Genomic DNA, 22,856 nt, shown 5'->3' on the forward strand with positions numbered 1-22,856 from the left:
AGGCTTTTAATATTTTTAAAAACCCTATTTCAGCCTGATTTACCAAAAATACACTAATACCGCTGCAGAAATAACTGCAAGAATTCCGGAAACGAACACATTCACCAGATCACCCAGAAGACGCTGAATCGCTACAAAATGCACTACCGGAAAAGAAATAAAGACACAACTCAAAGGAACCCACCACTCCAGACGTGAAAAACCATAGGCCAGTGCCCCTATCAGGGTCAGTGCTGAAATATTACCCAACACCATTACCGTCACCAGACCGTTCCGGTTAGTTAAAAAACTCGGCTTTCTGTCCTCGGGTATTTTATTAAGCGCACCGGCACTCAAAGCAGCCGACATGGACACCAAACCAGTCAGTAGAAATATCAACAATGAATCAGTCATCAGGGGGCTCCTGTATCAATAAGGCGTAGAAGCGCACTATTGTACGGCAAAGCATCTGCTTCGCATAAATAATGATACAATTACCTCTATTTTCAATCGAATATTGCTCAGTATCAGGTTTCCCGAATGCCCGAATTTCTTATCGATGAAGCTGTAGAGGACTATGCTTACGTCAGCACCCAAGCTGAACCCGCTCTGTTGCAGGAGTTGATTGATGCCACCAATGAAAATATGGGCTGGCCGCAAAAACTTTCAGGGAGACTGGTTGGCCGTACCCTGAAAATGTTGGCAAGCCTGGTGCAGCCCAAACACGCACTCGAGATAGGTATGTTTACTGGCTATTCAGCCTTATCCATCGCCGAAGGCATGCCAGATGATGGAAAGCTTATTTGCTGTGAAACCAATCCTCGTGCTATCGACATGGCGAAACACTTCTTTCAACGCAGTGAACATGGCCACAAAATAGAGGTTGTTTTTGGTCGTGCTACCGACACCCTGGATTCCCTCGACATAGAATTGGACTTCACTTTCATTGATGCCGACAAGCGCAGCTATTTGCATTACTATGAAGAGGTTAAAAAACGTACTCGTCCAGGTGGGCTGATTATTCTCGATAACGTACTCTGGTCAGGTAAAGTACTGCAACCTGAATCTGAGTTAGATGATATTCTGGTGGAAACCAACCACCGTATAGCGACAGATCCTGACGTTGAAAATGTATTTCTAACCATCAGGGACGGAATGAACGTCGTACGTAAACGAGGTTAAATCGGTAAACTAAGGAGTCGGGAGTGCGCAAAAAGCTGCTGTTATTGCTGCTGTTACCCTTAATTTTACTCAGCACGCTACTGATTAGCGCCTACCTGCTCACGCCAATGCTGTCGAGGACAGCACTTGAACACTGGATTACATCTCAGGGGTTTGAATCGGTAGACGTCAGCCTACAGCACCCGCAAGCAGGTCGTATTGATATTAACCAGATTACTCTGACGCGCACTGACGGCCAACGCCGTATTCGTTTACATGCCAGTGATATTCAGATCCACTTCAGTCTCAAAGCACTACTGACAAAAGGATCTCTGAAATCTATTCACATCCAACACCTGTCTGCTGAGATTCTGATCGATACCACATTACCAGAACGCTTAGAGACTCTTCAGGCCAGCCTGATTGATCTCGACCCAGCACTTGCAAACGGCTTATTCGACTTACTCCCAGCAGAAACAGCTCAAATCGCTGAACTGGTATTGAGCTATCAAACCGATGAAGGCCCAGTATTTGAAGGGGTTGGTGAACTCACATTAAATTCTCAACAGCTGCATACCCGCCTTTCTCTGCAGCGGGATCAACAGGTTCTGGGCAATATTCAAGCGACGCTAGGCCGTAACTTGTCCATACACTTACAAGTTAATGAGCAACAAACTCTCTACGAAATAAGCGGTGATTTTCAATTTGTCGACAACCGCTGGCACCTTAACCTGGGACATCAACTTTACGCTGGAGCACTCCTGGACTGGCTGTCACGGCATCAGGTTAAGCTGCCTTTGGCAGTGCAACTACCAGCAGATGACTATTTGGCATTTTCCTCCAGTTTATATCTGCCCCGCCTGCTCCCCCTATCACCCAGCCGATTACTGCAAGTGCTGGAAGGCAAACTGTCTCTGACCACCCGACTCCACCCCAGTTTTGACCAGACATTGGCTACGCAGATTAGCCTGGATGTTGATGCACAATTAACCTTGCAGCAAAATACCTTCAACCTGACCCTAATTGAAGGCAGCCGCATCACCCTGCATCAATTATCAACAGGCGATATTTCCGCCAGCCGAATACTACTGCAACCTGTTGGTAATACAACACTGAGCGGACAGCTTAGCCAACCTGATAGCTGGCTGTATAGCTCCGCGAACTGGGTGGTAAATGGCGAAGGCCTAAAACACCAGGTGCTGGAACGCTTCAACCTCTTGCCACTGCAACTGCAATTGCAGAGTGGAAAAATTGGACAGGCACTGCAGGGCAGTCTGTCACTCCCCCTAATCACTATACAACCGACTGACGTTGTACTGCCTTATGCAAGTTTTCAGGGGCAGTTTACTGTACCCGCTGATTTCAGCCAGATCATTCTGTCGGGATCACTTGACTCAGAACAACTGCCAGTTTCAATCAACACCCAGGCCAAACTGGATACGAACCTCAGAGGCGAGGTGGATTGGACACTTACAGAGACACCAGCACCGGCTTTGGTCAGTGCCTTACGTCCTTTTGTTGAAGCTTTCCCATCATCTCTCAGCCTGGAGGCAGGCCTATTCAAAGCTACGGGCCGCCTGAATCTTACTCAGAACGATTGGACATTGCGGGCAGCCTTGGAGTTGACATCTGCCGACCTGCTGTATGGCAACAACCAGATAGAACAACTGCATTGGCAGTCTGATCTGCAGCTAAATCACCAAGGCAAACTAAACAGCACGGGGCAAATTAGCGCAGCGCAAATATACATAGGCTTGCCGGTACAACTGTCCCCTTTAAAGTATGAATTAGTAAAAACTGTAAAACAAACACAGCTATCAGTCGCACCGTTCACCGCATCACTATTGGGTGGGCAAATTTACCTGCCTGCCCTGAGCTTTGATCCTGGCCAGCCCGATATGATTTTCCTGATCAGTCTGCGTGACTTTAATCTGGGCTCAATACTGGAACTTTATGCGGAAAAGGGGCTCTATGGTGAAGGATTGATTGACGGACAGCTACCCGTTCAGATCACCTCAGAGGGTATACGTATCCAGGGTGGCAATGTTGGCACAGTGCAAGCCGGCCTTATTCGCTACCAGCCAGATGAAAACCTGGATGCAATGGCGGCCTCTAATATAGGCTTACGCTTGGCTCTTGATGCACTGAGTAATTTACATTACCAACTGCTTGATATGCAGGTTGACTACCACCCTAATGGCGACCTACTGTTGAGTACCCGATTACAAGGCAATAACCCCGAGTGGCAACAAGGACGTCCAATCGATCTGACCCTGACGATTGAAGATAATATTCCGGAACTGCTGAAAGCATTACAGATCACGGGACGCATCAGTGATGCTGTCGACAATCATTTTCAACGGTAGTTTTTTTGCATACACAAGGGTTTGTTAGGGATAGGTTAAGCCTGTATTGTTTACACTAGTCCTGAAACATTCAAAATTCAGGTAACGTGAGGCGCTTATGATTTCAGTCTTTCCCCGGTTTGCAGTAATGTTACTGCTAATATTGGCAACTGCTGCGTGTACACCAACCGTACAACTTGCTGCACCCAAAGATCCGATCACCATCAATCTGAATGTTAAAATTCAGCATGAAATACTGGTCAAGGTCGACAGGGAAATTGATAACCTGCTGGAAGAAAACAGCGATCTTTTCTAGGAGATAGTCATGTTACACGCATACAAACGCGTTATCTGGATCATGGTACTTTTACTGGCATCACTGCCAGCTTGGGCTCTATCTCTCGAGCAAGCCAAAACCCAGGGTCTGATAGGCGAGCAACTCAACGGCTACGTAGGCATTGTCACAGCTAGCCCATCGACTGAGCTTCACTCACTGGTAACCGATATCAATCAACAGCGCCGGGCACTTTACCAGCAGTCGGCACAAGAAGCCTCAGTTACACTGGAAGTATTTGAAATTCGTGCAGGTCAGCGTTTACAGGGACGTGCAAAAACAGGAGAATACCTTCAGGATCAAAACGGGCAGTGGCGCCGCAAATAATGTCCTGATAAGGAGTCCGAGTTGCTGAGTTATCGTCAAATCAATCTGCTAGGATTAGTCACCTGCGTAGCAGCCATGCTGTTTGCCGTCGGATTTTTGCAAAACCACCTGGAACTGGAGCCCTGTCCGCTCTGTGTCATCACACGAATTATTGTCATTACCATGGCTATTATTTTTTTCCTTGGCCTGGTTCACAACCCCAAACAGGCAGGCCAGCGTGTTTATGGCAGCCTGAACTTATTGACTGCGCTCGTGGGTTTCGGTGTACAACTACGCCATGTCTGGCTACAGAACCTACCATCTGATCAGGTACCGGCCTGTGGTCCGGGTCTGGAGTTTCTGTTGCAAACACAACCGGTATTTTCTGCACTACGGACTGTATTTGAAGGCTCTGGTGACTGTGCCGAGATATCCTGGACATTTATGGGGCTGACCATTCCAATGCAATCAGCACTACTGTTTGGTTTCCTGCTGATGTTGGTCGTGCTGCAACTGAAAAAACGCCCCCGCGGCTTGTTCAGTTGACAGGCAGCGTCAACATCCAGCATGCACTTATCCCTGCACCATCCGGTTGTCAGAGATTTGTATTGGGCAATCAACAGTCCAACATTACTGGAAGCTCCCTGCCTTAAAAACTGGCAGGACTCCAGTCGCTGGTTTACGCACTTGCTTCAGCAACTTGACCAGCAACCAGCTCCACTGCTACGCCACCTGCAGCAACAGGTACACCATCCGTATCAACCCAGGCTGGGTCAGTATTTTGAACAGTTATGGCACTTCTACTTTAATCATCACCCTGACTATCAGTTGTTGGTGCATAATCTACAGATAAAAGCTCCGGATAATCACACACTAGGCGAACTGGATCTGCTGATCCGTAATCGGCACAGCCATGAAGTGCATCACCTTGAACTGACGGTTAAGTTTTACCTTGCCGTTGCGCAACGGCCATCAGACATCAATCTGGCATGTTATATCGGTCCCGGCTTGAAAGACCGACTGATAGATAAATATCAGCATACCTGCAATCATCAACTGCCACTATCCGGCAGCGATGCAGCACAAGCACAGCTTGCAGCAAGAGGCATCAAGGTAGACCAGGCTCAAGCAGTATGTCGCGGACGACTGTTTCAGCCCATGGCACTCGCGACAACGGGTCAACCCGCCTGGCTGGCACAGGCTCAACTCCACCAACTTAAGAGCGCCGCACACTTCCGCTGTCTGGAGCGCCGACAATGGTTTGCCGAGCAGCCTGCTAACCATGACAACTATGACTATAATCAGCTCGTTATCCACCTGTCCACCCATCTGACACATCCTCTGCAAGTCGCGGTTATCGATCCTCAGACTAAACAGGAAACACGTCGATTGTTTATTGTTCCTGATAGTTGGGAAGCCGCGGCCCGAGACTGCCTGAGTCAGTCTCTTTGAGCTGACTGTTGGTCCATCATCGTCTGTAAACTCTCCAGCGCGGACTGGTGTTTAGGGCTACAGGCTTGTGCAAAACTCAGACGCAACGCCTGGCGAAAGTCACCGCTGACGGAAAACAACGGGCCGGGGGTAATCGCTATCCCCTGCCTTAGAGCCAGGGGGTAAAGTGCCAGCGTATCAATTGGCTGCTGCCACTCTACCCAAAGGCATAACCCACCTTGAGGGACATCAACGCGGATGCGCTCCGGCCAGCGGCTTTGCAGTGCCTGCATCCACTCTTGTGACTGACGATAGAGCTCACTGATATACTGTCGCAAGTAACGGTCATAATCACCCGATATCAAGTAATCATTCAGGCCTTGCTGGACGAAATGACTGTTCGCCAGTTGCGTTATCAATTGCAAGTAAACAATGCGTTTATGCCAGCGCTTGCTTAGCACCCATCCCAAACGCAGATCACGAGACAGTGCTTTTGAATAGGAACCACATAAAATCACCCGATCCTGCTCGTCCAGCGCTTTCAGCGGTGACAAACGCCCGGTGAAACTCAGTTCACGATAGATATCATCTTCAATCAGGGTTATCTCATGCTTATTGGCTAAGGCAAGCAAGCGCCGCTGATGGGCTTCTGGCATTAATGATCCCCCCGGTGTAGCAAAGCAGGGTGTTACGACACAGGCCCGAATGGGCCAATGCTGCAGTGCCCGCTCCAATGCATTCAGATCCACTCCAGTCTGCGGATGGACGGGTATTTGTACAGCCTTGAGTTGCAGTTGCTCCAGCAGTTGAATCACACCATAAAAACCGGGATCTTCTACGGCCACCAAGTCACCGGGTCGGCAACAGGCTTTTAAGGACAAAAACAGCGCATTCTGACAACCGCTAGTAATACAAAACTCTTCGGCACTGACCTGACAGGCATCTCGCTGATAACGTTGCGCCAGCGTCTGACGCAACGGCAGGTACCCTGCCGGTTCCTCATAGCGCTGATGTGCTTTCCCTCTCGATTGGCGCAGAGCACGCCCAATCGATCGATTCAGCAGCATCAAACCGGCTGAAATGTGCTCTGCTTGACCACCAGGCAACAGATCAAACGCAGCCCCCTGCAGCATAATATCAGTCAGCAACTCACTGCTGTTAACCGGTACAGGCCCGGGAATAGCCGTCGACGCCACTACAGACTGATCCAACGCCGAACCCGGCAACTCACAGACAAAGTAGCCTGAGCGCGGTCGTGCCTCTATGCGCCCTTGAGCTTCGAGGCGCTGATAAGCGTGCAGCACTGTCGCTTTAGATAATTGCTTTTCCCGGCATAAGTGACGTACAGAGGGCAACCGCTCTCCTACTTGCCAACGACCCGCTTGCATCCGGGAATAGAGCCAGGCTTCGAGTTCAAGGTAGGCATAATCCTGCTTCATAATCACCTCAATAAGCATTCACATCTGTACCTATTATTTATTATTTTTTTGTCCCTGTCCTTATTTATACAGGCTACTTACACTGCCTGCAGTAAATTAAGAGGACCATGAATCATGCATCAGTCACCATCAGCTCAAATACCACTTCGTCCAATTAACGACTCCTACGGACTTGAAGGACGAAAAATTCATGTACGCCTCACCGAAGGACGCTTTCAGAACCTCAGACGCCTGATCAGCTGGCCATTACTGGCGCTGTTTTTCGGTCTGGTTTGGGTACAGTCCAAGGGTACGCCCTGGTTGATGTTCGACTTCCCTGAGCGACGCATTCTGCTATTCGGCACACATTTTTCCTGGTACGACCTGCATATACTGACAGGGATGATGATTACCGCGGCCAGTCTGCTGTTTTTTGTGTCCATGATCTGGGGCCGTGTCTGGTGCGGCTTTGCGTGCCCACAAACTATCTGGACCTGGATATTTATTCGCATTGAGCGCTGGACTGAAGGGCGTGCGTCTTTGCGCCAGCGTCAGGAAAATATGCCACTCCGTGGAGCCAGACTCGCCCGACGCATCGTAAAACACACCCTGTGGATGACTGTTGCGCTACTCACCGCGATCACCTTCACCGGTTATTTTATGCCTATCCGAGACCTGGTCGCTCAACTGGCCGGTGCAGAGGCATCCACCACTCTGGTTGGCTGGTTAGTCTGCATGACACTGCTAACGTATATCAACGCCGGGTTAGTACGGGAAAAAATTTGCTTACATGCCTGCCCCTATTCACGTTTTCAGGCCGTGATGATGGATGATCGATCACTTAAGGTCAGCTATAACGCTGAACGCGGTGAGCCCAGAGGATCAATAAAACTCAGCAGTGCCATACAACAAGCCAAAGGGTCAGTGGGAGATTGTGTAGACTGTAATATTTGTGTACAGGTGTGCCCCACTGGCATAGATATCCGCGATGGATTACAGGCCGCCTGTATCGATTGTGGTGCCTGTATCGATGCCTGCGATCAGGTGATGCTAAAAACCCAACGTCCGACCGGACTGATCGGTTTCGCAGCCGCCCAAGAACAGCAACAACCTCAGCGTTTTTGGCGTCCACGTCTGCTAGGTTACTTTGCAGTTACATTGATTGCCTTCAGTTCTACTGGATACGCGCTAGTGAACAAGAAAGATCTGGTGGTTGAAATTCGTCGCGATCGCGACAGTCTGTACCGGGAGTTTTCCGATGGATCACTGTGCAACTTCTATCAGATCAAAGCAGAGAGTTTCGCTCCTGCTTTAACGCAGATGTATGTCAGTGTCAGCGGGCAGGAAGGCCTGGTACTTCAAGGACCTGAAACCTTCATGCTGGATAACAGCGGTGAATGGACTGCTTACAGAGTATGCCTTATGAATCCCGCAGGGGGAGTTCTGCCCATCACCTTTAATTTTAGTGATCAGACCAGAACATGGAGTCGTTCATCCAGCCTGATCACCAATACCCACTATCAGCAGCGCTGATCAGAAGGTCACTTTCACACCGACATAAGCGGAGCGGCCCATGCCCGGTACAGCGATACCCCAGGGTACGCCGTTCATGGACATGGTTCGGCCCTGTCCGGTGTATGCACCGCCAGTTGGCAAGGTATAGTAGCGATCAAACAGGTTTTCCACGCCGAAATCCAGGCGTACCTGATTCCAGCTATGGCTGGAACGCAAATTGATCAGACTATAGCCAGAGGTAGTGATTTCGTTGCGCACATCAGCACCATCACTTTTATCATCCACAACCACCCATTCGATAGCATTGTCCCAACCACCCTTCTGATGGCTCAGTGTGAAGCGTCCGTTCAGCGGCATAATGTTGTACAGCTCGTCACCAGTATCACGGTTCTCCCCCTGGGTGTAGTTGATCACACCGTTAAGTCCCCAGGCTCCCCAGTCATTCGACGCCAGAGGCATCTGCATGGACAAGTCGATTCCGTACAGGCGAGCAGACTGATTGGCATACTGCAGCACGTTGAACTGATCATCACCCCAAGCAGGCAAAGCAACTGCGTCGATATAATCATCCACGTGAGTAAAGAACGGAGTGGCTGCGATGCTCCAACGGCGGTCACTGGCATGCCAGTCGAATGTCGCCGAAGCGGTATAGGCAGTTTCCGGCTTCAAGTTAACGTCACCCACATAGCCGTTACCATCACCAACAAAGTTGTTCATGGTCGCCGCCATGGCCCAACTGGACCAGGTGTAACGTTCGTACAAACTGGGGGAACGGACCTTGCGAGCCAACCCCATCTCAATATCCAGAGTATCACTGTACAGGTAGCGTGCCAGTGCAGTCAGATCCAAATTATCATCAGTCTGGTCACGACTTTGGGTGTTAAACGCTGCCGATTCAACTCCCTGATTTGCCATCATGCTGTAACCATGTACTTCGTCGGCATCCATGTTTACACGCTCATAACGTGCGCCCAACAGGGTAGTCCAGCGTTCGTTATGGCTGGATTCCACTTCAGCAAACAGCGCCGAGCGGTCTCGCTGGCCATTATTGATATTCTGGAAAATATCCGGTCCCATACCACCGCCAGACGCAGTCCAGTAATCGTCAAGACGGTAACGCTGCAGGTCGGCACCGACGCGCAAGAGTTGATCGGGGTTCAGATTGATATCGGCTTTCAGACTCAGGCCACTATTCTCGCTCTCGGAGTACATGGGCATACCAGCGGCACAGGTAGTCGCAGTACCATCGACCATAAAGCCGATCGGACTGCAGGCCTGTCCATCCGGGTTGGACAGCGCGCCATACCAGAAACGCTTGTCATCGCCAAAGTCCATAAAGTGATCGACGGTTTCATGGTAGGCACGCGCTTTCATCACCCCCCAATCAAATTCGCGAGTCCAGGCGAAATTGGCTAGTTTCTGGGTGTTTTCCAACAGGTCCATACGCTGATTGGGATAAAGTTGTTCCGGCATGTCCTGATAGCTGAATCGAGTTTCAAACAGATTATCACCAGTCCTGAAGGCGATGCTCAGCGCGTGATTCTGGGTTTCGTATGCAGTAGATCCCACTTCATCCAGATCCAGTGTATGGCCAGGGCGTCCTGTTTCGACAAAATTCTTGAAATTGTCACCCGCTGTATAGTTGTCTGCCTGACTCCATGAGCCGCTATAGTTGATATTCAGATCTTCCGTGGCATAAATGGCACTAAGGTTACCTCCGAAAGCCGCATTATTGCTGCGATAGAAAGTACCAACTTCACCCTTGGTGATATAACCTTCACCAGAGAGGGCGAACTCAGGTGCGGGACTTTCCGCAATAATAGTACCGCCAATGCTATCCCCTCCCACACTGACCGGAGTGATACCAGCATAAACCTTGAGCAGTCCGATATTGCTTGGCTCAACATAGGACAAAGGGGGGTTCATGTGGTTTGGGCATGCGGCAATCAGGTCCATACCATCGACCTTAATACGCAGACGGTCATCAGCCAGACCATGAATTGCTGGCAGGCTGGACACGCCACCCGCACCGTAAAGACTGACGCCAGGGATGTCACGTAACAAGCTGGCACTGTCATTAGTAGCGGCACGAAGCATCTCAATGACGGATGGAGGTTGCTGCACGGAATTGTCCAGTACGGCTGGTGCCGGCTTCTCCACTACCAACACAGTAGCCATCTGGAACTGCTCAGCGTTGACTAGTTGGGTAATCGAGGCAAAAGCAACTGCAACGGCTAATTGCCTCAACTGAAACAGCGAATATTGGGGTGTTCGATTCATCTTAGCTCCTGCATGTTCCCTGATCTGTATCTACACCTTTGACCTCTGTCGACCTGAAGGGGAAAAAGGCCGATGAGGAGGTGCTGCGAAAGGGCGAAAGTTTGAAACGAGATGGATTGTAGTGGAAATCCATTAGTCTGGCTTGAGACATAATGTCGCACTTAAAAAGTGCCATTGGGGCCAGGTTATATGTGTGGATTGCAAAGCAACGATAGGCGGTGCAAAGTTACACTATAAAAATGAATTTGGATTAGGCTGTATGTATCGCTTGCTCTCCCCTTCTCTAAAAGGTGATGTTTTTGGCGGCATCACTGCTGGTGTTGTTGCCCTTCCTCTGGCGCTGGCATTTGGTGTTGCATCTGGGGCAGGGGCTGCCGCTGGCCTCTATGGTGCGATAGCCCTGGGGCTGATAGCGGCATTATTCGGGGGAACACAGGTACAAATTTCCGGTCCCACCGGCCCAATGACGGTGGTTTTTGCTTCAGCAATCACCACGTTTGGCGGCAGTTTCGAGATGGCACTAGCGGTTGTGCTGATCGGCGGTCTGCTACAAATTGTTCTGGGACTGCTACGCACTGGCGCGCTGATTCACTTTATTCCTTACCCAGTAATTTCGGGTTTCATGAGTGGCATCGGCGTAATCATCATTATATTGCAGCTTGCCCCGCTTCTGGGGGCACCGGCATCAGCGTCGCCACTGATTGCCCTCAGTCGACTAGGGGACACATTTCACAACATCAATCCTGAAGCTTTGGGTCTGGGTTTATTAACACTCGGGATCGTTTTTCTAACCCCATTAAAGATTAGTCGCTTCGTGCCTTCACCACTGATTGCACTGATTGTTTGTACGCTACTGAGTTATTTTGCCGGTTTCAATGTGGCTGAAATCGGCCATATCCCCACTGGATTACCTGACCTGCAACTGCCCAATTTCACCCTACAGGACTGGAGTGTAATAGTTACACTGGGGGTTACTCTGGCATTACTGGGGAGTATTGATAGCCTGCTGACATCACTGGTGGCAGACTCCATTACCCAGACCCATCATCAACCCAACCGTGAACTCATCGGCCAGGGTCTCGGCAATATGCTCTGCTCTCTGATTGGTGGACTGCCTGGTGCTGGCGCAACCATGCGAACGGTGGTTAACGTAAACTCAGGCGGCACCACCCGGCTCAGCGGTGTTATTCATGCCTTGTTTCTGCTGACTCTATTGATGGGGGCTGCGCCCCTGGCATCACAAATTCCACTAGCCGTTTTAGCTGGTATATTGATCAAAGTCGGCTTCGATATTCTTGACTATCGCATGCTGAAACGACTGAAGACAGCCCCTCGACCAGAAACACTGATTATGGCGACGGTCTTTGCACTGACAGTACTCGTGGATCTGGTGATGGCAGTTGGGGTGGGCGTGGTTCTGGCAATGGGCATGCTAACACAGCGGGTAGCCAGAGAATCTGATATCAGCTTCGATGATCGCAACGGCCATCATTCCCATCATGTGGAAAAAGTAGGTCCGGGTGTTCGTGTAGTACAAGTCAAAGGCCCGTTATTCTTCGGATCTGCCAGTCATATGCTTGACCGGATCGAAACTGTCGATAAGGTCATTGATACACAGGACATCATCATTGACTGCCGCAAAGTCGATTTTATGGATTTAACCGCGATTTTTGCATTGGACGAAATGGTTGAACGCATGTTACAGCACAAATTGCGTCCAAAGGTTGTAACCACGCCCAGCATTAAGGCTCAGCTCCTTCAACTCAACACGGCCTATCTTACAGAAGCTATTATTTTCACCAACATGAAATCTGCATTGCATTAAATGGCATTCGGATCAGTACCCTTTTTCGTGGTGCTACGCTGGGGTAGTGGGGGCTGATGGGATCGGATTTGGCTGACCCTGCGCGCCAGGACGGCGCACTGGAGCCCCATGGATGGGTTCACGGCGTGTCAGCCAGATCCGAGCCTATCAGCCCAAGTCTACGACCATTTTTTTGCCCACTTTTAGCGCAAAAACGGTTAGTATTAGCGGCTAAAATTTTCAGTTTCAGGGAATTTACCCCTGAGCAGGCCTTTCGCACTCAAGTGCGCGAGCAGGCCAGAACTCATTCAGGACTTCTTAGTAATGTGCCCACAGTCACTTTCGCTACACACCCTTGAACATCATGATGCTTTCATTGAACGTCATATCGGCCCCTCTATTGAAGAACAGCAGGCTATGCTCACAACTACCGGGTTTCAGACCCTGGAAGATATGGTTCAGCGCACAGTACCTGCCTCTATTCGCTGTGATATTCCGGCGCAACTGGACAGCCCGCGTACCGAAGCCGAAACTCTGGAACGGCTGAAAGTGATTATGAGCCAGAATATTGTTCAGCGTTCCATGATCGGTATGGGCTTTACCGATGCCATCACCCCCAATGTAATTCTCCGCAACGTGCTGGAAAATCCAGGCTGGTATACTGCCTATACCCCTTATCAGCCGGAAATTTCTCAGGGACGCCTGGAAGGTCTGTTGACTTTCCAACAGATGATTATGGACCTGACCGGGCTTGAACTGGCCAATGCGTCTCTATTGGATGAAGCTACAGCAGCTGCCGAAGCCATGACGCTATGTAAACGCATGTCCAAGGCGAAAAAAGCCAATGTCTTTATCGTTGATGAACATCTGCATCCACAGAACATCAGCGTTATTCTGACTCGCGCAGAGCCGCTGGGTATTGATGTTGTCGTCGGTGATGTGGCCAGCCTGATGGAGTTGCATGACTACTTTGGTGTTGTGGTGCAGTATCCCGATACATTGGGCAACCTCAAAGACTATCAGGCATTAATTGCCAAAGCTCACGAACAAAAAGCGCTTTTCTGCGCCGCCGCAGACATTATGGCGCTGGTGCTGTTGAAATCACCGGGTGATCTAGGTGCCGACGTGGTATTCGGTTCATCGCAGCGTTTTGGTGTACCCATGGGTTACGGTGGCCCATCGGCGGCCTATTTTGCCACCCGCGATGCCTTCAAGCGTTCAGTACCGGGTCGTATCATCGGTGTATCAGTCGATAGTCGTGGCAAACCGGCACTGCGTATGGCAATGCAAACGCGTGAGCAGCATATTCGCCGTGAAAAAGCCATGTCCAACATCTGTACCGCTCAGGCATTGCTGGCCAATATGGCCGCCTTCTACGCTGTTTACCATGGTCCTGAAGGGCTAAGAATCATCGCCTCACGTATTCACCGCCTGACAAATATTCTGGCAGCAGGTCTTACCTCCAAAGGTGTTACCCTGCTTAACAACCATTGGTTTGATACCTTGACTCTGGATCTGGGCTTTTCACGCGATAGCGCCTATGAACGCGCCTCTGAGCTCGGCATTAATCTGCGCAAAATCGGCGACACCCAGCTAGGCATTACCTGTGATGAACGCACGACTCGTGAAGAAGTGTTGACCCTGTGGAAAGCGCTTCTGGGCGAAACGCATCAACTGGATATCGAAGCCATAGATCTTGAACTGGTGCAGAAGGGTTCAGCGTCACTGCCAGCCTCACTGCTACGGGATAATGAAATTCTGACCCATCCAGTCTTCAACACCCACCACAGTGAAACCGAAATGCTGCGGTATCTGAAAAAACTGGAAAACAAAGATATATCTTTGGTCCACAGCATGATTGCATTGGGCTCCTGTACCATGAAACTCAATGCCACCGCCGAGATGTTGCCGGTAACCTGGCCTGAACTGGCCAATATGCATCCGTTCGCACCCCGCGAACAGGCACTAGGCTATCAACAGATGATCAATGAACTGGATTTAATGCTGCGCGCAATTACCGGCTTTGATGCCATCTGCATGCAGCCCAACTCCGGTGCACAGGGTGAATATGCCGGTCTGATGGCAATACGAAACTATCTTCGCGCCAAGGGAGAAGGGCACCGTAACGTCTGTCTGATTCCAACTTCGGCCCACGGCACCAATCCAGCCTCAGCGGCGATGGTCGATATGAAAGTGGTACTGGTGGATTGTGATGCGCAGGGCAACGTGGATGTAGAAGATCTTCGCAGCAAAGCGCTGGAGCACAAAAACGACCTCGCTGCTCTAATGATCACCTACCCCTCTACGCATGGCGTATTTGAAGAAGAGATTAAAGAGATCTGTGCCATCGTGCATGACTGTGGCGGCCAAGTATATATGGACGGTGCCAACCTGAATGCTCAGGTGTGCATCAGCAAACCGGCGGAGATAGGTGCCGATGTCTCCCACATGAACCTGCACAAGACCTTCTGCATTCCACATGGCGGCGGTGGTCCAGGCATGGGACCGATCGGGGTTAAAGCCCATCTGGTTCCCCATTTGGCCAACCACCCAGTCGTGTCTGTCAATAATAATGACCGCAGCAATACCGCGGTATCAGCTGCGCCTTGGGGTAGTGCCAGTATTTTATCCATCAGTTGGGTGTATATCAGTCTGATGGGAGGGACCGGTCTGCGCCAGGCTACTGAAGTGGCCATTTTGAGCGCCAACTATATTGCCCAGCGCCTTAACGAACACTTCCCGGTACTCTATACCGGTCGCAATGGTCGCGTGGCACATGAGTGCATCATCGATCTGCGCCCCCTGAAAGAGCGCACCGGTATCACCGAAGAAGACGTTGCCAAGCGATTGATGGACTTTGGCTTCCATGCGCCCACCATGTCCTTCCCGGTACCTGGCACGCTGATGATCGAGCCAACAGAATCTGAGCCCAAAGCTGAGCTGGACAGGTTTATCGATGCCATGATTCAGATACGTCAGGAAATAGCGGCCGTTGAAGCCGGTGAACTCACCGCGGAACAAAGCCCGCTGCGCCATGCACCGCATACGCAGGCCGATCTGATGGACCCAAACTGGGAACGTGCCTACAGCCGTGAGCAGGGTGCCTTCCCCGCCGAGTGGCTAAAAGAGGCTAAAGTCTGGCCGAGCGTCAACCGTATCGATAACGTTTACGGTGACCGCAACCTGTTCTGCGCCTGCATACCGGTTGAGGATTACCGCTAATCCTTTGTGGGTGCTGGTTTGGATTCCTGAACCAGCATCTGCTCATCAGCTTCAGGAACCGCGCCAGCTTCACTGAGCTGTTCCTGCTCCCAGGCTTCAATCAGTGATTCTGTACTGATCGGCTCATCAGCATCTTGCGTTTCAGACACATCTGCGTCATCGGTAATGGCATCCACCTCGTCAGCAGCCAAGACCTGTGCAACCGACCCTTCTGCAATTGCCTCATCCTCAAAATTATCCTCGCCCGTTTCACTGTCAGACGCTTCATCTGCAGTTGCCACTCCAGTGACAGAATCATCCTCTAGTGAGTCCTCAGTCTGATACAACTCCTCAGGCACCGGCGTCAGATCATCCTGTGCTGCGGTATAAAGCTCGTCGGTCGGGAACTGTATCGAAGGCTGGAGTACAAACTCCATTTTCTCGCGCTGCAGACCGGCCACTTTGGACTGGTATATAGCGTAGAACATCATCACCAGCAAATTAAGTGCAATATAAGCAAACAAAGCAGCTGGCCCTATCCAGGACATCAGTGAAGAACTCAGCAAGGGACCGAAAATCGCCCCGCTACCATAACCTATCATCAGACCTGATGAGGTCTGCATCAGTTGGTCCGGTTCACTCCAGTCATTCACGTGCGCGGCCGACAGAGGATAAATCACGAACACCAGTGAGCCATAGCAGAATACATTGATCAACAGCCAATAAAACGGCAATTGAAAAAAGCTTTGCATCACCATCAGCAGGCTAAACACCAGAGCACCAAAACACACGCCCGCCAGTACCTTGCGTCGCTCAATTCGGTCTGACAGCTTACCCAGTGGCACCTGAAGCACCAGACCAGAAAAGACCCCAGCCATCATAAACAGTGAGATTTCCTGTACGCTATAATTGAGTGTTTGCACATAAATCGGTGCCATGGCAAAGAAAGCAGCATTAACAGAACCAGCACAGACGGCACCAAAAAAACCGGCAGGCGCCACTTTGAGTAGAGGCTTAACGGTAAAACCGGTTACCGGATGTGGGATAGGTGCCTCTGTACGGGTCATCATCAGGGGCAACAGTGATAGAGAAAAACAGGTTGAAGCCACAGCAAAGGCCTCAAAGGAATCCGGCGATGCAAATAGCAGAAACAACTGCCCCAGCCCTGACGCCAGGTAGTTAACCACCATATAGATCGCCATTATGCTGCCACGTGTCTTATTATCCGAACGCGCATTCAGCCAGCTTTCGGTGATGATAAACAGACCTGCCAGGCAAAAGCCATCAATCAGACGCAACACCCACCAGACCCAGGGATCAATAAACAGCACATGCATCAGCGGAGACAAAGACATAAATGAGGCAAACGCAGCAAACGCCCGAATATGTCCCCCACGCTGGATCACTTTGGAAGTGTAACGCGCTCCCAGAAACATCCCCAGAAAGTAACCGGCCATGATCAGACCCACCGTTTGCACGGTGAAACCTTCAAGATCGGCCCGTAAGCTGGTCAGTGTAGTGAAGAGTGCATTTGCCAGAACCAACAAACCATAGCTGGCATAAAGCGATAACAGGGTACGAGCAGTGGTAAGCATAATTGATCAGTATCTTGAAAAACGCGGTTATTCGGAGGTATTCGGAACTTCATTACCCAACAGAATAGCAACCCAACGGGTCCCTTCATTCTGTTCAAGTGCAATTTTGACAATCATCGTCAGGGGAATGGACAAGAACATACCCACCGGCCCAAACAGCCACCCCCAAAGAATCAAAGAGAGAAAAACAACCAGGGGTGACAGACCTAATCCACGCCCCATAAAGCGAGGTTCAACCAGATTACCCATCACCATGTTTACTGTTACATAGCCCGCAATAACAAACATGGCGTCAGTCACACCTAACTGTACCAAGGCAAGCAACACAGCCGGTACGGCAGCGATCAATGAACCCACATTGGGTATGTAGTTCATTAGCATGGCAATCAATCCCCACAAAACCGGGAAATCGACATCCAGCCACCAGAGCCACAAAGTCACCAGCACACCGGTAAGAAAACTGATAGTGGTTTTAATCATCAGATACTGGTTAACCTGTTTCATAAAACCCTGAGCGTCACGCAGAGACTTTTCTGCGTTAGGCAGCGCCGCCTTCACTTTGTCGGAAAAACCCGCCTCCTCCAGCAGAATAAAAATGACGATAAAGATCACCAAAAACAGATTGGTCAACAAAGATCCTATTCCAGACAGTGTCGTACCTACCAGCCCCATCACTTGAGATGGATTAAAGTGATTCATCACCATATCCCGGTTAACCGGGATATCCCAGCGTTCGAGGTACGGCAACCAGTCGACTGTGAGGGTTTGTAAGCGTTCCTGATATTGCGGCATGCGCATAAGAAACGAGTCAATCGATTGACTGACAATCATCCCCAGAGCACCACCAAAAATGATCAATACAAATAGAACAATTAGCACCGCCATATACGAAGGCACGCCACGGCGCGTTAAACCGCGCAGAAAGGGCGTACTGATAATAGCAATGAAGAGTGCCAGCATAATCGGAATGACGATAGCCTCGGCAGTTTTAAGTCCGGCAAGTATCACCACAACACCTGCCAACCCCAACAGCCATTTCAATCCATGATTATCCGCCATAAAGCTCCTCTTGCACTTGTTCTACGTAAAAGAAAGAATTGTATACTTTTACCACAGCTTTCCCAATCAAAACCCCGTAGCATCGGGAAATAATTAAGCGGACGACGCTATGCTGACAGCTACCGGATTATGTAAAACCTATAACACTCCCCAGGGACCCCTGCAGGTGTTTTCTAACCTGAATCTGACCTTGCTTCAGGGTGAAAGTTTAGCACTAATGGGAGAATCCGGCTGTGGCAAGTCTACCCTACTGCAATTACTGGCTGGGCTGGAGCAGGCTGATGCCGGGAGCATACAGCTTGCCGGGCAGCAGTTGCTGCAGCTGAACGACCACCAAAGAGCGCTGTTCCGGCGCCAGCATCTGGGCATAGTGTTTCAACAACTCAACCTGATACCCAGTCTTAACGTAAAGGATAACCTGGCTTTTCAGGCGCGTATCGCTGGAAACCATGACCTGACCTGGCAACAGACACTGATTCAGCGTCTGGAACTCGGCAGGCTGACAGACCGCTACCCTCATCAGCTTTCCGGCGGACAGCAGCAACGTGTGGCTATTGGTCGTGCACTGGCGGTGAAGCCTGCCGTTATTCTGGCCGATGAGCCCACCGGCAGTCTGGATGAGCGCACTGGTGATGTGGTGATGACGCTCTTTCTGGAACTGGTCAGAGATAGCGGCGCCAGTCTATTGATGGTGACCCACAGCAATCGACTGGCAGGCCTCCTTGATCGACGCCTGACCCTGCATAACGGTCAACTGCAATGACGACTTCACGCTTCACAAACGTCTGGGTGCTTCACGCGCTGCTCAGTCATTGGCGCCGACATCCTTTGCAGCTATTAATGCTGGCTTGCGGGCTGATTGCCGCCACGGCTCTGTGGAGTGGAGTACAGGCACTAAACGCGCAAGCACGCAGTAGTTATGACCAGGCAGCCGGTCGTTTTAACAGTCTGTCGCAGACGCAACTGATTAGCCGTGACGCCACCGATTTTTCCGAAGCCTATTACATCAGCCTGCGCCGCGCTGGCTGGAAAGTGACTCCACTGCTGGAAGGCTCACTTCAACTTCCCGATGGCCCAGCCCTGCGCATCATCGGATTAGAACCCTTGACACTGACATTCACCACCACTCAATCGCCGCGTGGCTTACCCGGCAATTTTGATCTAAAGCGTTTTTTAACACCGCCGGGACAACTTTTAGTGTCCCAGGCAACCGCCGACCAGTTGAAACAGCTGTGGCAAAACCCTGACATTGCTGAGTTATTCAAATCGGCTGAGTCATCTGAATTACCCCATCTACACGTCACTAGCGCACTCAACGACAAGGAACTGATCGCCGATATTCATCTGGCACAGCAGCTACTGGCGCTGCCCGGGAAGGTCTCCCGACTGTTACTGACAGCCAATCCCCCTGGCCCACTGCCCGATACCCTTGCACCCCACCTAAAGCTAATAACAGCGAAAGATGAAGCCGATCTGGCCCGGCTGACAGACAGCTTTCACCTTAACCTGACCGCACTGAGTCTGCTGGCGTTTGTGGTGGGCTTGTTAATTGTCTACTCAAGCATCAATCTGGCGTTTGCACAACGCCGCCCCTTGCGACAGATTCTGCACAGCTGTGGTGTCAGTCAACGCCAGCTTCTCGGTTGGCTACTGGCCGAACTGCTGCTACTGGGCTTACTGGCGGCGCTTCCAGGTTTAATCAGTGGCTATCTGATTGCCAGCCTGTTACTACCCGACCTGGCGGCCAGTTTACGTGGGCTTTATGGCGCTCAGGTCACTGACAGCCTCACCTTGGAACCCGTCTGGTGGTGGAGCGGTCTGGCAATGACCGTGGGTGGGGTTTTGCTGGCTGCCATTTTGCCTCTTATAAGACTGATTAAACCCTCCGCAACTCAGGCACAAGATAAGGTGAAGTACTTTCCTTACATATGCTCCTGGCTGAGCCTAACAGGTGCCCTGCTGTGGCTTATCGCGCTGCTGTTGATGCTCTGGGGGGAGAGTCTGATGAGTGGCTTTATGCTACTGACGTGTCTGTTGTTTGGATCAGCGCTGTTAATGCCCGCCTGCCTGAAGCGGCTGTTGACTCTGGCCGAATCCAGGAGTCAGGGACCGGTCTCGCAATGGCTATGGGCCGATGCACGGCTACAACTACCTGGGCTGTCACTGGCACTCATGGCGCTGCTATTGGCACTATCAACCAGCATTGGGGTCGGCGGGATGGTGGAAGGGTTTCGTAAAACCTTCAGCGGCTGGCTGGATCAACGGCTGGCGGCGGAAATTTATCTCCGCGCTGACAATCCACAACAGGCTCAGGCTATGGAAGGCTGGTTAAGCGAGCGCGACGATGTTGAGGCCCTGCTGCCTTCACGCCGCACGGAGATTAGCCTGCAGGGCTGGCCTGTCGAGCTCCGGGGGTTCAAACCCCACGCTACCTATGCTGATCACTGGCCACTGCTGAGTAGCCTGCCCTCCCCCTGGCAACAGGTCGCCACACAACCGGCAGTGCTGATCAACGAACAACTGGCACGGAATCTGAATTTATCCCCCGGTGATTCGATACAGCTACCCGCCACTGAAGGCGATCAGATCTTTATCATCGCCGCCATCTACAGCGACTATGGTAACCCCAAGGGACAGTTGATGCTGTCGATCGAGCGAATGCTGCAACACTGGCCGGATGCAGTGGCTGGCAGTTATGCCTTGCGAGCCCATCCCCAAAATGTAGAGGTCCTAATGCAAGCGCTCACAGAGCAGTTCAACCTGGATGCCAGCAACTTGTTCGATCAGCAGGCAGTAAAAGGCTTCTCAACCCAACTGTTTGAACGGACCTTTGCCGCCACTCAGGCGCTGAACCTGTTTATTCTGGGTGTCGCTGCAATCGCACTGTTCAGTAGCTTGCTGACGCTATCATCAATGCGCCTGAGCCAACTTGCTCCCGTTTGGGCCTGTGGTATTAGCCGGCGCCACTTGATGCTCTATGAGTTGATCAAACTGTTAAGCCTGGCGATGCTTACCGCATTACTGGCGATCCCGCTCGGATTGCTACTGAACCTCTGTCTGGTCAAAGTGATCAACGTACGCGCCTTTGGCTGGAAACTGCCCTGGCATCTGTTTCCAGCTCAATGGCTGTGGCTGATTGGGGTTACGCTAATCGCCGCTTTCCTGGCGGCACTGGTACCACTGCTACGCCTGCATTTCAGCTCACCGTCAGACCTGCTCAGGAGCTTCAGCCATGATAACTAAACACCCGGGTTGGCTGCTGTTGGGCGGTTTACTCCTGAGTGGATGCAGTCAAGAGGAACCTGCACAAGGCTTTGCCGGACTCGGTAGCCAGGTAGAGGGCTTTTCCCAGGTGCGTGCGGATACGCGATTGGAACTCCCACAGGATTTTGGCCAGCACCCGGACTACCGCATTGAGTGGTGGTATATCACCGCCAATCTGACCGACTCAGAGGGCGAGGTACTCGGTTTGCAATGGACGCTGTTTCGCCAGACCATGGCTCCCGGTCCAGAGCGCAGTGGCTGGACCAACCAACACCTCTGGCTGGGACATGCTGGCCTCACCCGACAACACCAGCACTATTCAGCAGAAACCTATGCTCGCGGCGGCATTGGCCAGGCCGGGGTAGATACCTCAGAACTAAAAGCCTGGATTGATAACTGGCAACTGCTCAGCACAACAGGCGACCTCAGCCAATTCACCCTGTCTGCCAAGGGTGATAATTTCAGTTACACACTAGCGCTCAGCACAGAGGCCGACCCGGTATTGCAGGGTGACGAGGGTTTCAGCCTCAAATCCGAGGCAGGGCAAGCCTCGCACTATTTCAGCCAGCCCTTCTATCAAGCCGAGGGCCAGGTGCTGATCGATAACCAGACTTACGCCGTTACCGGCCAGGCCTGGATGGATCGGGAGTGGAGCAGTCAACCGCTGGCCGCGGACCAGCAGGGCTGGGACTGGTTTTCCATGCACCTGGATAGTGGCGATAAATTAATGTTATTTCGTTTACGCCATGCCGATGGCGCGCATTACTATTCCGGCACCTGGATCAGTGCTACCGGAGCAACACAACCTCTCAAGCCGGATCAGATCCGGATGACTCCTGGAAAATCACACGCGGTGGCCGGACGTCATTTACCTATTAAGTGGCAACTAGAAATACCGCACCTAGGCATTGAGCTTGAAGCCCAGGCCATTAACCCGAATGCCTGGATGGATACCGGCATCCCTTATTGGGAAGGGCCGATACACATCAGTGGCAGCCATAGCGGCGTCGGCTATCTGGAAATGACCGGCTATTAATCCTAGTTTCGACATTCATTTAACACCCCAAAAAAGTCATTTTGCCACTGGATTGCAACCTTTATGTCAGCCACACATGCAGGATGGATTTTGATGAAATTGAACTCCAAACAGCATGTATTGACGCT

The 22,856-nt window shown here is 51.2% G+C and carries 17 protein-coding genes; 12 read left to right on the forward strand and 5 right to left on the reverse strand.

Annotated features, from left to right (window positions below):
- Positions 1-39 precede the first annotated feature (39 nt).
- Entirely contained in the window at positions 40-393 is a 354-nt protein-coding gene (locus F5I99_RS12915) for a hypothetical protein (RefSeq protein WP_151056631.1), read from the reverse strand.
- Between the two features lie 126 nt (positions 394-519).
- Here F5I99_RS12915 and F5I99_RS12920 point away from each other — a divergent pair, with 126 nt between their 5' ends.
- The 6 genes from F5I99_RS12920 to F5I99_RS12945 all read left to right on the forward strand — a co-directional run bounded on the left by F5I99_RS12920 (position 520) and on the right by F5I99_RS12945 (position 5,577).
- Positions 520-1,161: an O-methyltransferase gene (locus F5I99_RS12920; protein WP_151056633.1), complete on the forward strand. Its 642-nt coding sequence runs from the start codon at positions 520-522 to the stop codon at positions 1,159-1,161.
- 23 nt (positions 1,162-1,184) lie between these two features.
- On the forward strand, positions 1,185-3,506 hold the full coding sequence (locus F5I99_RS12925; RefSeq protein ID WP_151056635.1) for a YdbH domain-containing protein: 2,322 nt from the start codon (positions 1,185-1,187) through the stop codon (positions 3,504-3,506).
- 127 nt (positions 3,507-3,633) lie between these two features.
- Positions 3,634-3,801, forward strand: a complete 168-nt coding sequence (locus tag F5I99_RS12930; RefSeq protein ID WP_225307407.1) for a YnbE family lipoprotein — start codon at positions 3,634-3,636, stop codon at positions 3,799-3,801.
- A gap of 9 nt (positions 3,802-3,810) precedes the next feature.
- Positions 3,811-4,146, forward strand: a complete 336-nt coding sequence (locus tag F5I99_RS12935; protein WP_151056639.1) for a YdbL family protein — start codon at positions 3,811-3,813, stop codon at positions 4,144-4,146.
- A 21-nt stretch (positions 4,147-4,167) separates the two neighbouring features.
- Positions 4,168-4,671 carry a disulfide bond formation protein B gene (locus F5I99_RS12940; RefSeq protein ID WP_225307408.1) on the forward strand — a complete coding sequence of 168 codons (504 nt, stop codon included), beginning with the start codon at positions 4,168-4,170 and terminating at the stop codon, positions 4,669-4,671.
- Between the two features lie 21 nt (positions 4,672-4,692).
- Positions 4,693-5,577: a DUF1853 family protein gene (locus F5I99_RS12945; RefSeq protein ID WP_151056641.1), complete on the forward strand. Its 885-nt coding sequence runs from the start codon at positions 4,693-4,695 to the stop codon at positions 5,575-5,577.
- Here the strand turns inward: F5I99_RS12945 and F5I99_RS12950 are convergent.
- Positions 5,565-6,995 carry an aminotransferase-like domain-containing protein gene (locus F5I99_RS12950; RefSeq protein WP_151056643.1) on the reverse strand — a complete coding sequence of 477 codons (1,431 nt, stop codon included), beginning with the start codon at positions 6,993-6,995 and terminating at the stop codon, positions 5,565-5,567. The genes F5I99_RS12945 and F5I99_RS12950 overlap by 13 nt on opposite strands.
- Positions 6,996-7,109: 114 nt before the next feature.
- Between F5I99_RS12950 and ccoG the strand changes: the two genes are divergently transcribed.
- The gene (gene ccoG, locus F5I99_RS12955; protein WP_151056651.1) at positions 7,110-8,507 is read left to right on the forward strand and encodes a cytochrome c oxidase accessory protein CcoG; all 1,398 of its coding nucleotides are present in this window, start codon (positions 7,110-7,112) and stop codon (positions 8,505-8,507) included.
- Here ccoG and F5I99_RS12960 read toward each other — a convergent pair whose 3' ends face one another.
- Positions 8,508-10,769: a TonB-dependent receptor gene (locus F5I99_RS12960; RefSeq protein ID WP_151056653.1), complete on the reverse strand. Its 2,262-nt coding sequence runs from the start codon at positions 10,767-10,769 to the stop codon at positions 8,508-8,510.
- A gap of 259 nt (positions 10,770-11,028) precedes the next feature.
- Here F5I99_RS12960 and F5I99_RS12965 point away from each other — a divergent pair, with 259 nt between their 5' ends.
- Together F5I99_RS12965 and gcvP are read left to right on the forward strand one after the other, a co-directional pair.
- The gene (locus F5I99_RS12965) at positions 11,029-12,594 is read left to right on the forward strand and encodes a SulP family inorganic anion transporter (RefSeq protein WP_151056655.1); all 1,566 of its coding nucleotides are present in this window, start codon (positions 11,029-11,031) and stop codon (positions 12,592-12,594) included.
- Between the two features lie 303 nt (positions 12,595-12,897).
- Positions 12,898-15,795: an aminomethyl-transferring glycine dehydrogenase gene (gene gcvP, locus F5I99_RS12970; RefSeq protein WP_151056657.1), complete on the forward strand. Its 2,898-nt coding sequence runs from the start codon at positions 12,898-12,900 to the stop codon at positions 15,793-15,795.
- Here the strand turns inward: gcvP and F5I99_RS12975 are convergent.
- Together F5I99_RS12975 and F5I99_RS12980 are read right to left on the reverse strand one after the other, a co-directional pair.
- Entirely contained in the window at positions 15,792-17,369 is a 1,578-nt protein-coding gene (locus F5I99_RS12975) for an MFS transporter (protein WP_151056659.1), read from the reverse strand. The two genes, gcvP and F5I99_RS12975, sit on opposite strands and share 4 nt — an antisense overlap.
- Before the next feature lie 27 nt (positions 17,370-17,396).
- Positions 17,397-18,428 carry an AI-2E family transporter gene (locus F5I99_RS12980; protein ID WP_151056661.1) on the reverse strand — a complete coding sequence of 344 codons (1,032 nt, stop codon included), beginning with the start codon at positions 18,426-18,428 and terminating at the stop codon, positions 17,397-17,399.
- Between the two features lie 109 nt (positions 18,429-18,537).
- Between F5I99_RS12980 and F5I99_RS12985 the strand changes: the two genes are divergently transcribed.
- The 3 genes from F5I99_RS12985 to F5I99_RS12995 are packed head-to-tail and all read left to right on the forward strand — an operon-like array spanning position 18,538 to position 22,728.
- Positions 18,538-19,191: an ABC transporter ATP-binding protein gene (locus tag F5I99_RS12985; protein ID WP_151056663.1), complete on the forward strand. Its 654-nt coding sequence runs from the start codon at positions 18,538-18,540 to the stop codon at positions 19,189-19,191.
- A complete protein-coding gene (locus F5I99_RS12990) occupies positions 19,188-21,671 on the forward strand; it encodes an ABC transporter permease (protein WP_151056665.1) in 2,484 nt (827 codons plus the stop codon). The genes F5I99_RS12985 and F5I99_RS12990 overlap by 4 nt, the downstream gene beginning before the upstream one ends.
- On the forward strand, positions 21,661-22,728 hold the full coding sequence (locus F5I99_RS12995; RefSeq protein WP_151056667.1) for a lipocalin-like domain-containing protein: 1,068 nt from the start codon (positions 21,661-21,663) through the stop codon (positions 22,726-22,728). Before F5I99_RS12990 ends, F5I99_RS12995 begins: the two co-directional genes overlap by 11 nt.
- Positions 22,729-22,856 lie beyond the last annotated feature (128 nt).

The organism is Nitrincola iocasae (genome assembly GCF_008727795.1).
GTDB lineage: Bacteria > Pseudomonadota > Gammaproteobacteria > Pseudomonadales > Balneatricaceae > Nitrincola > Nitrincola iocasae.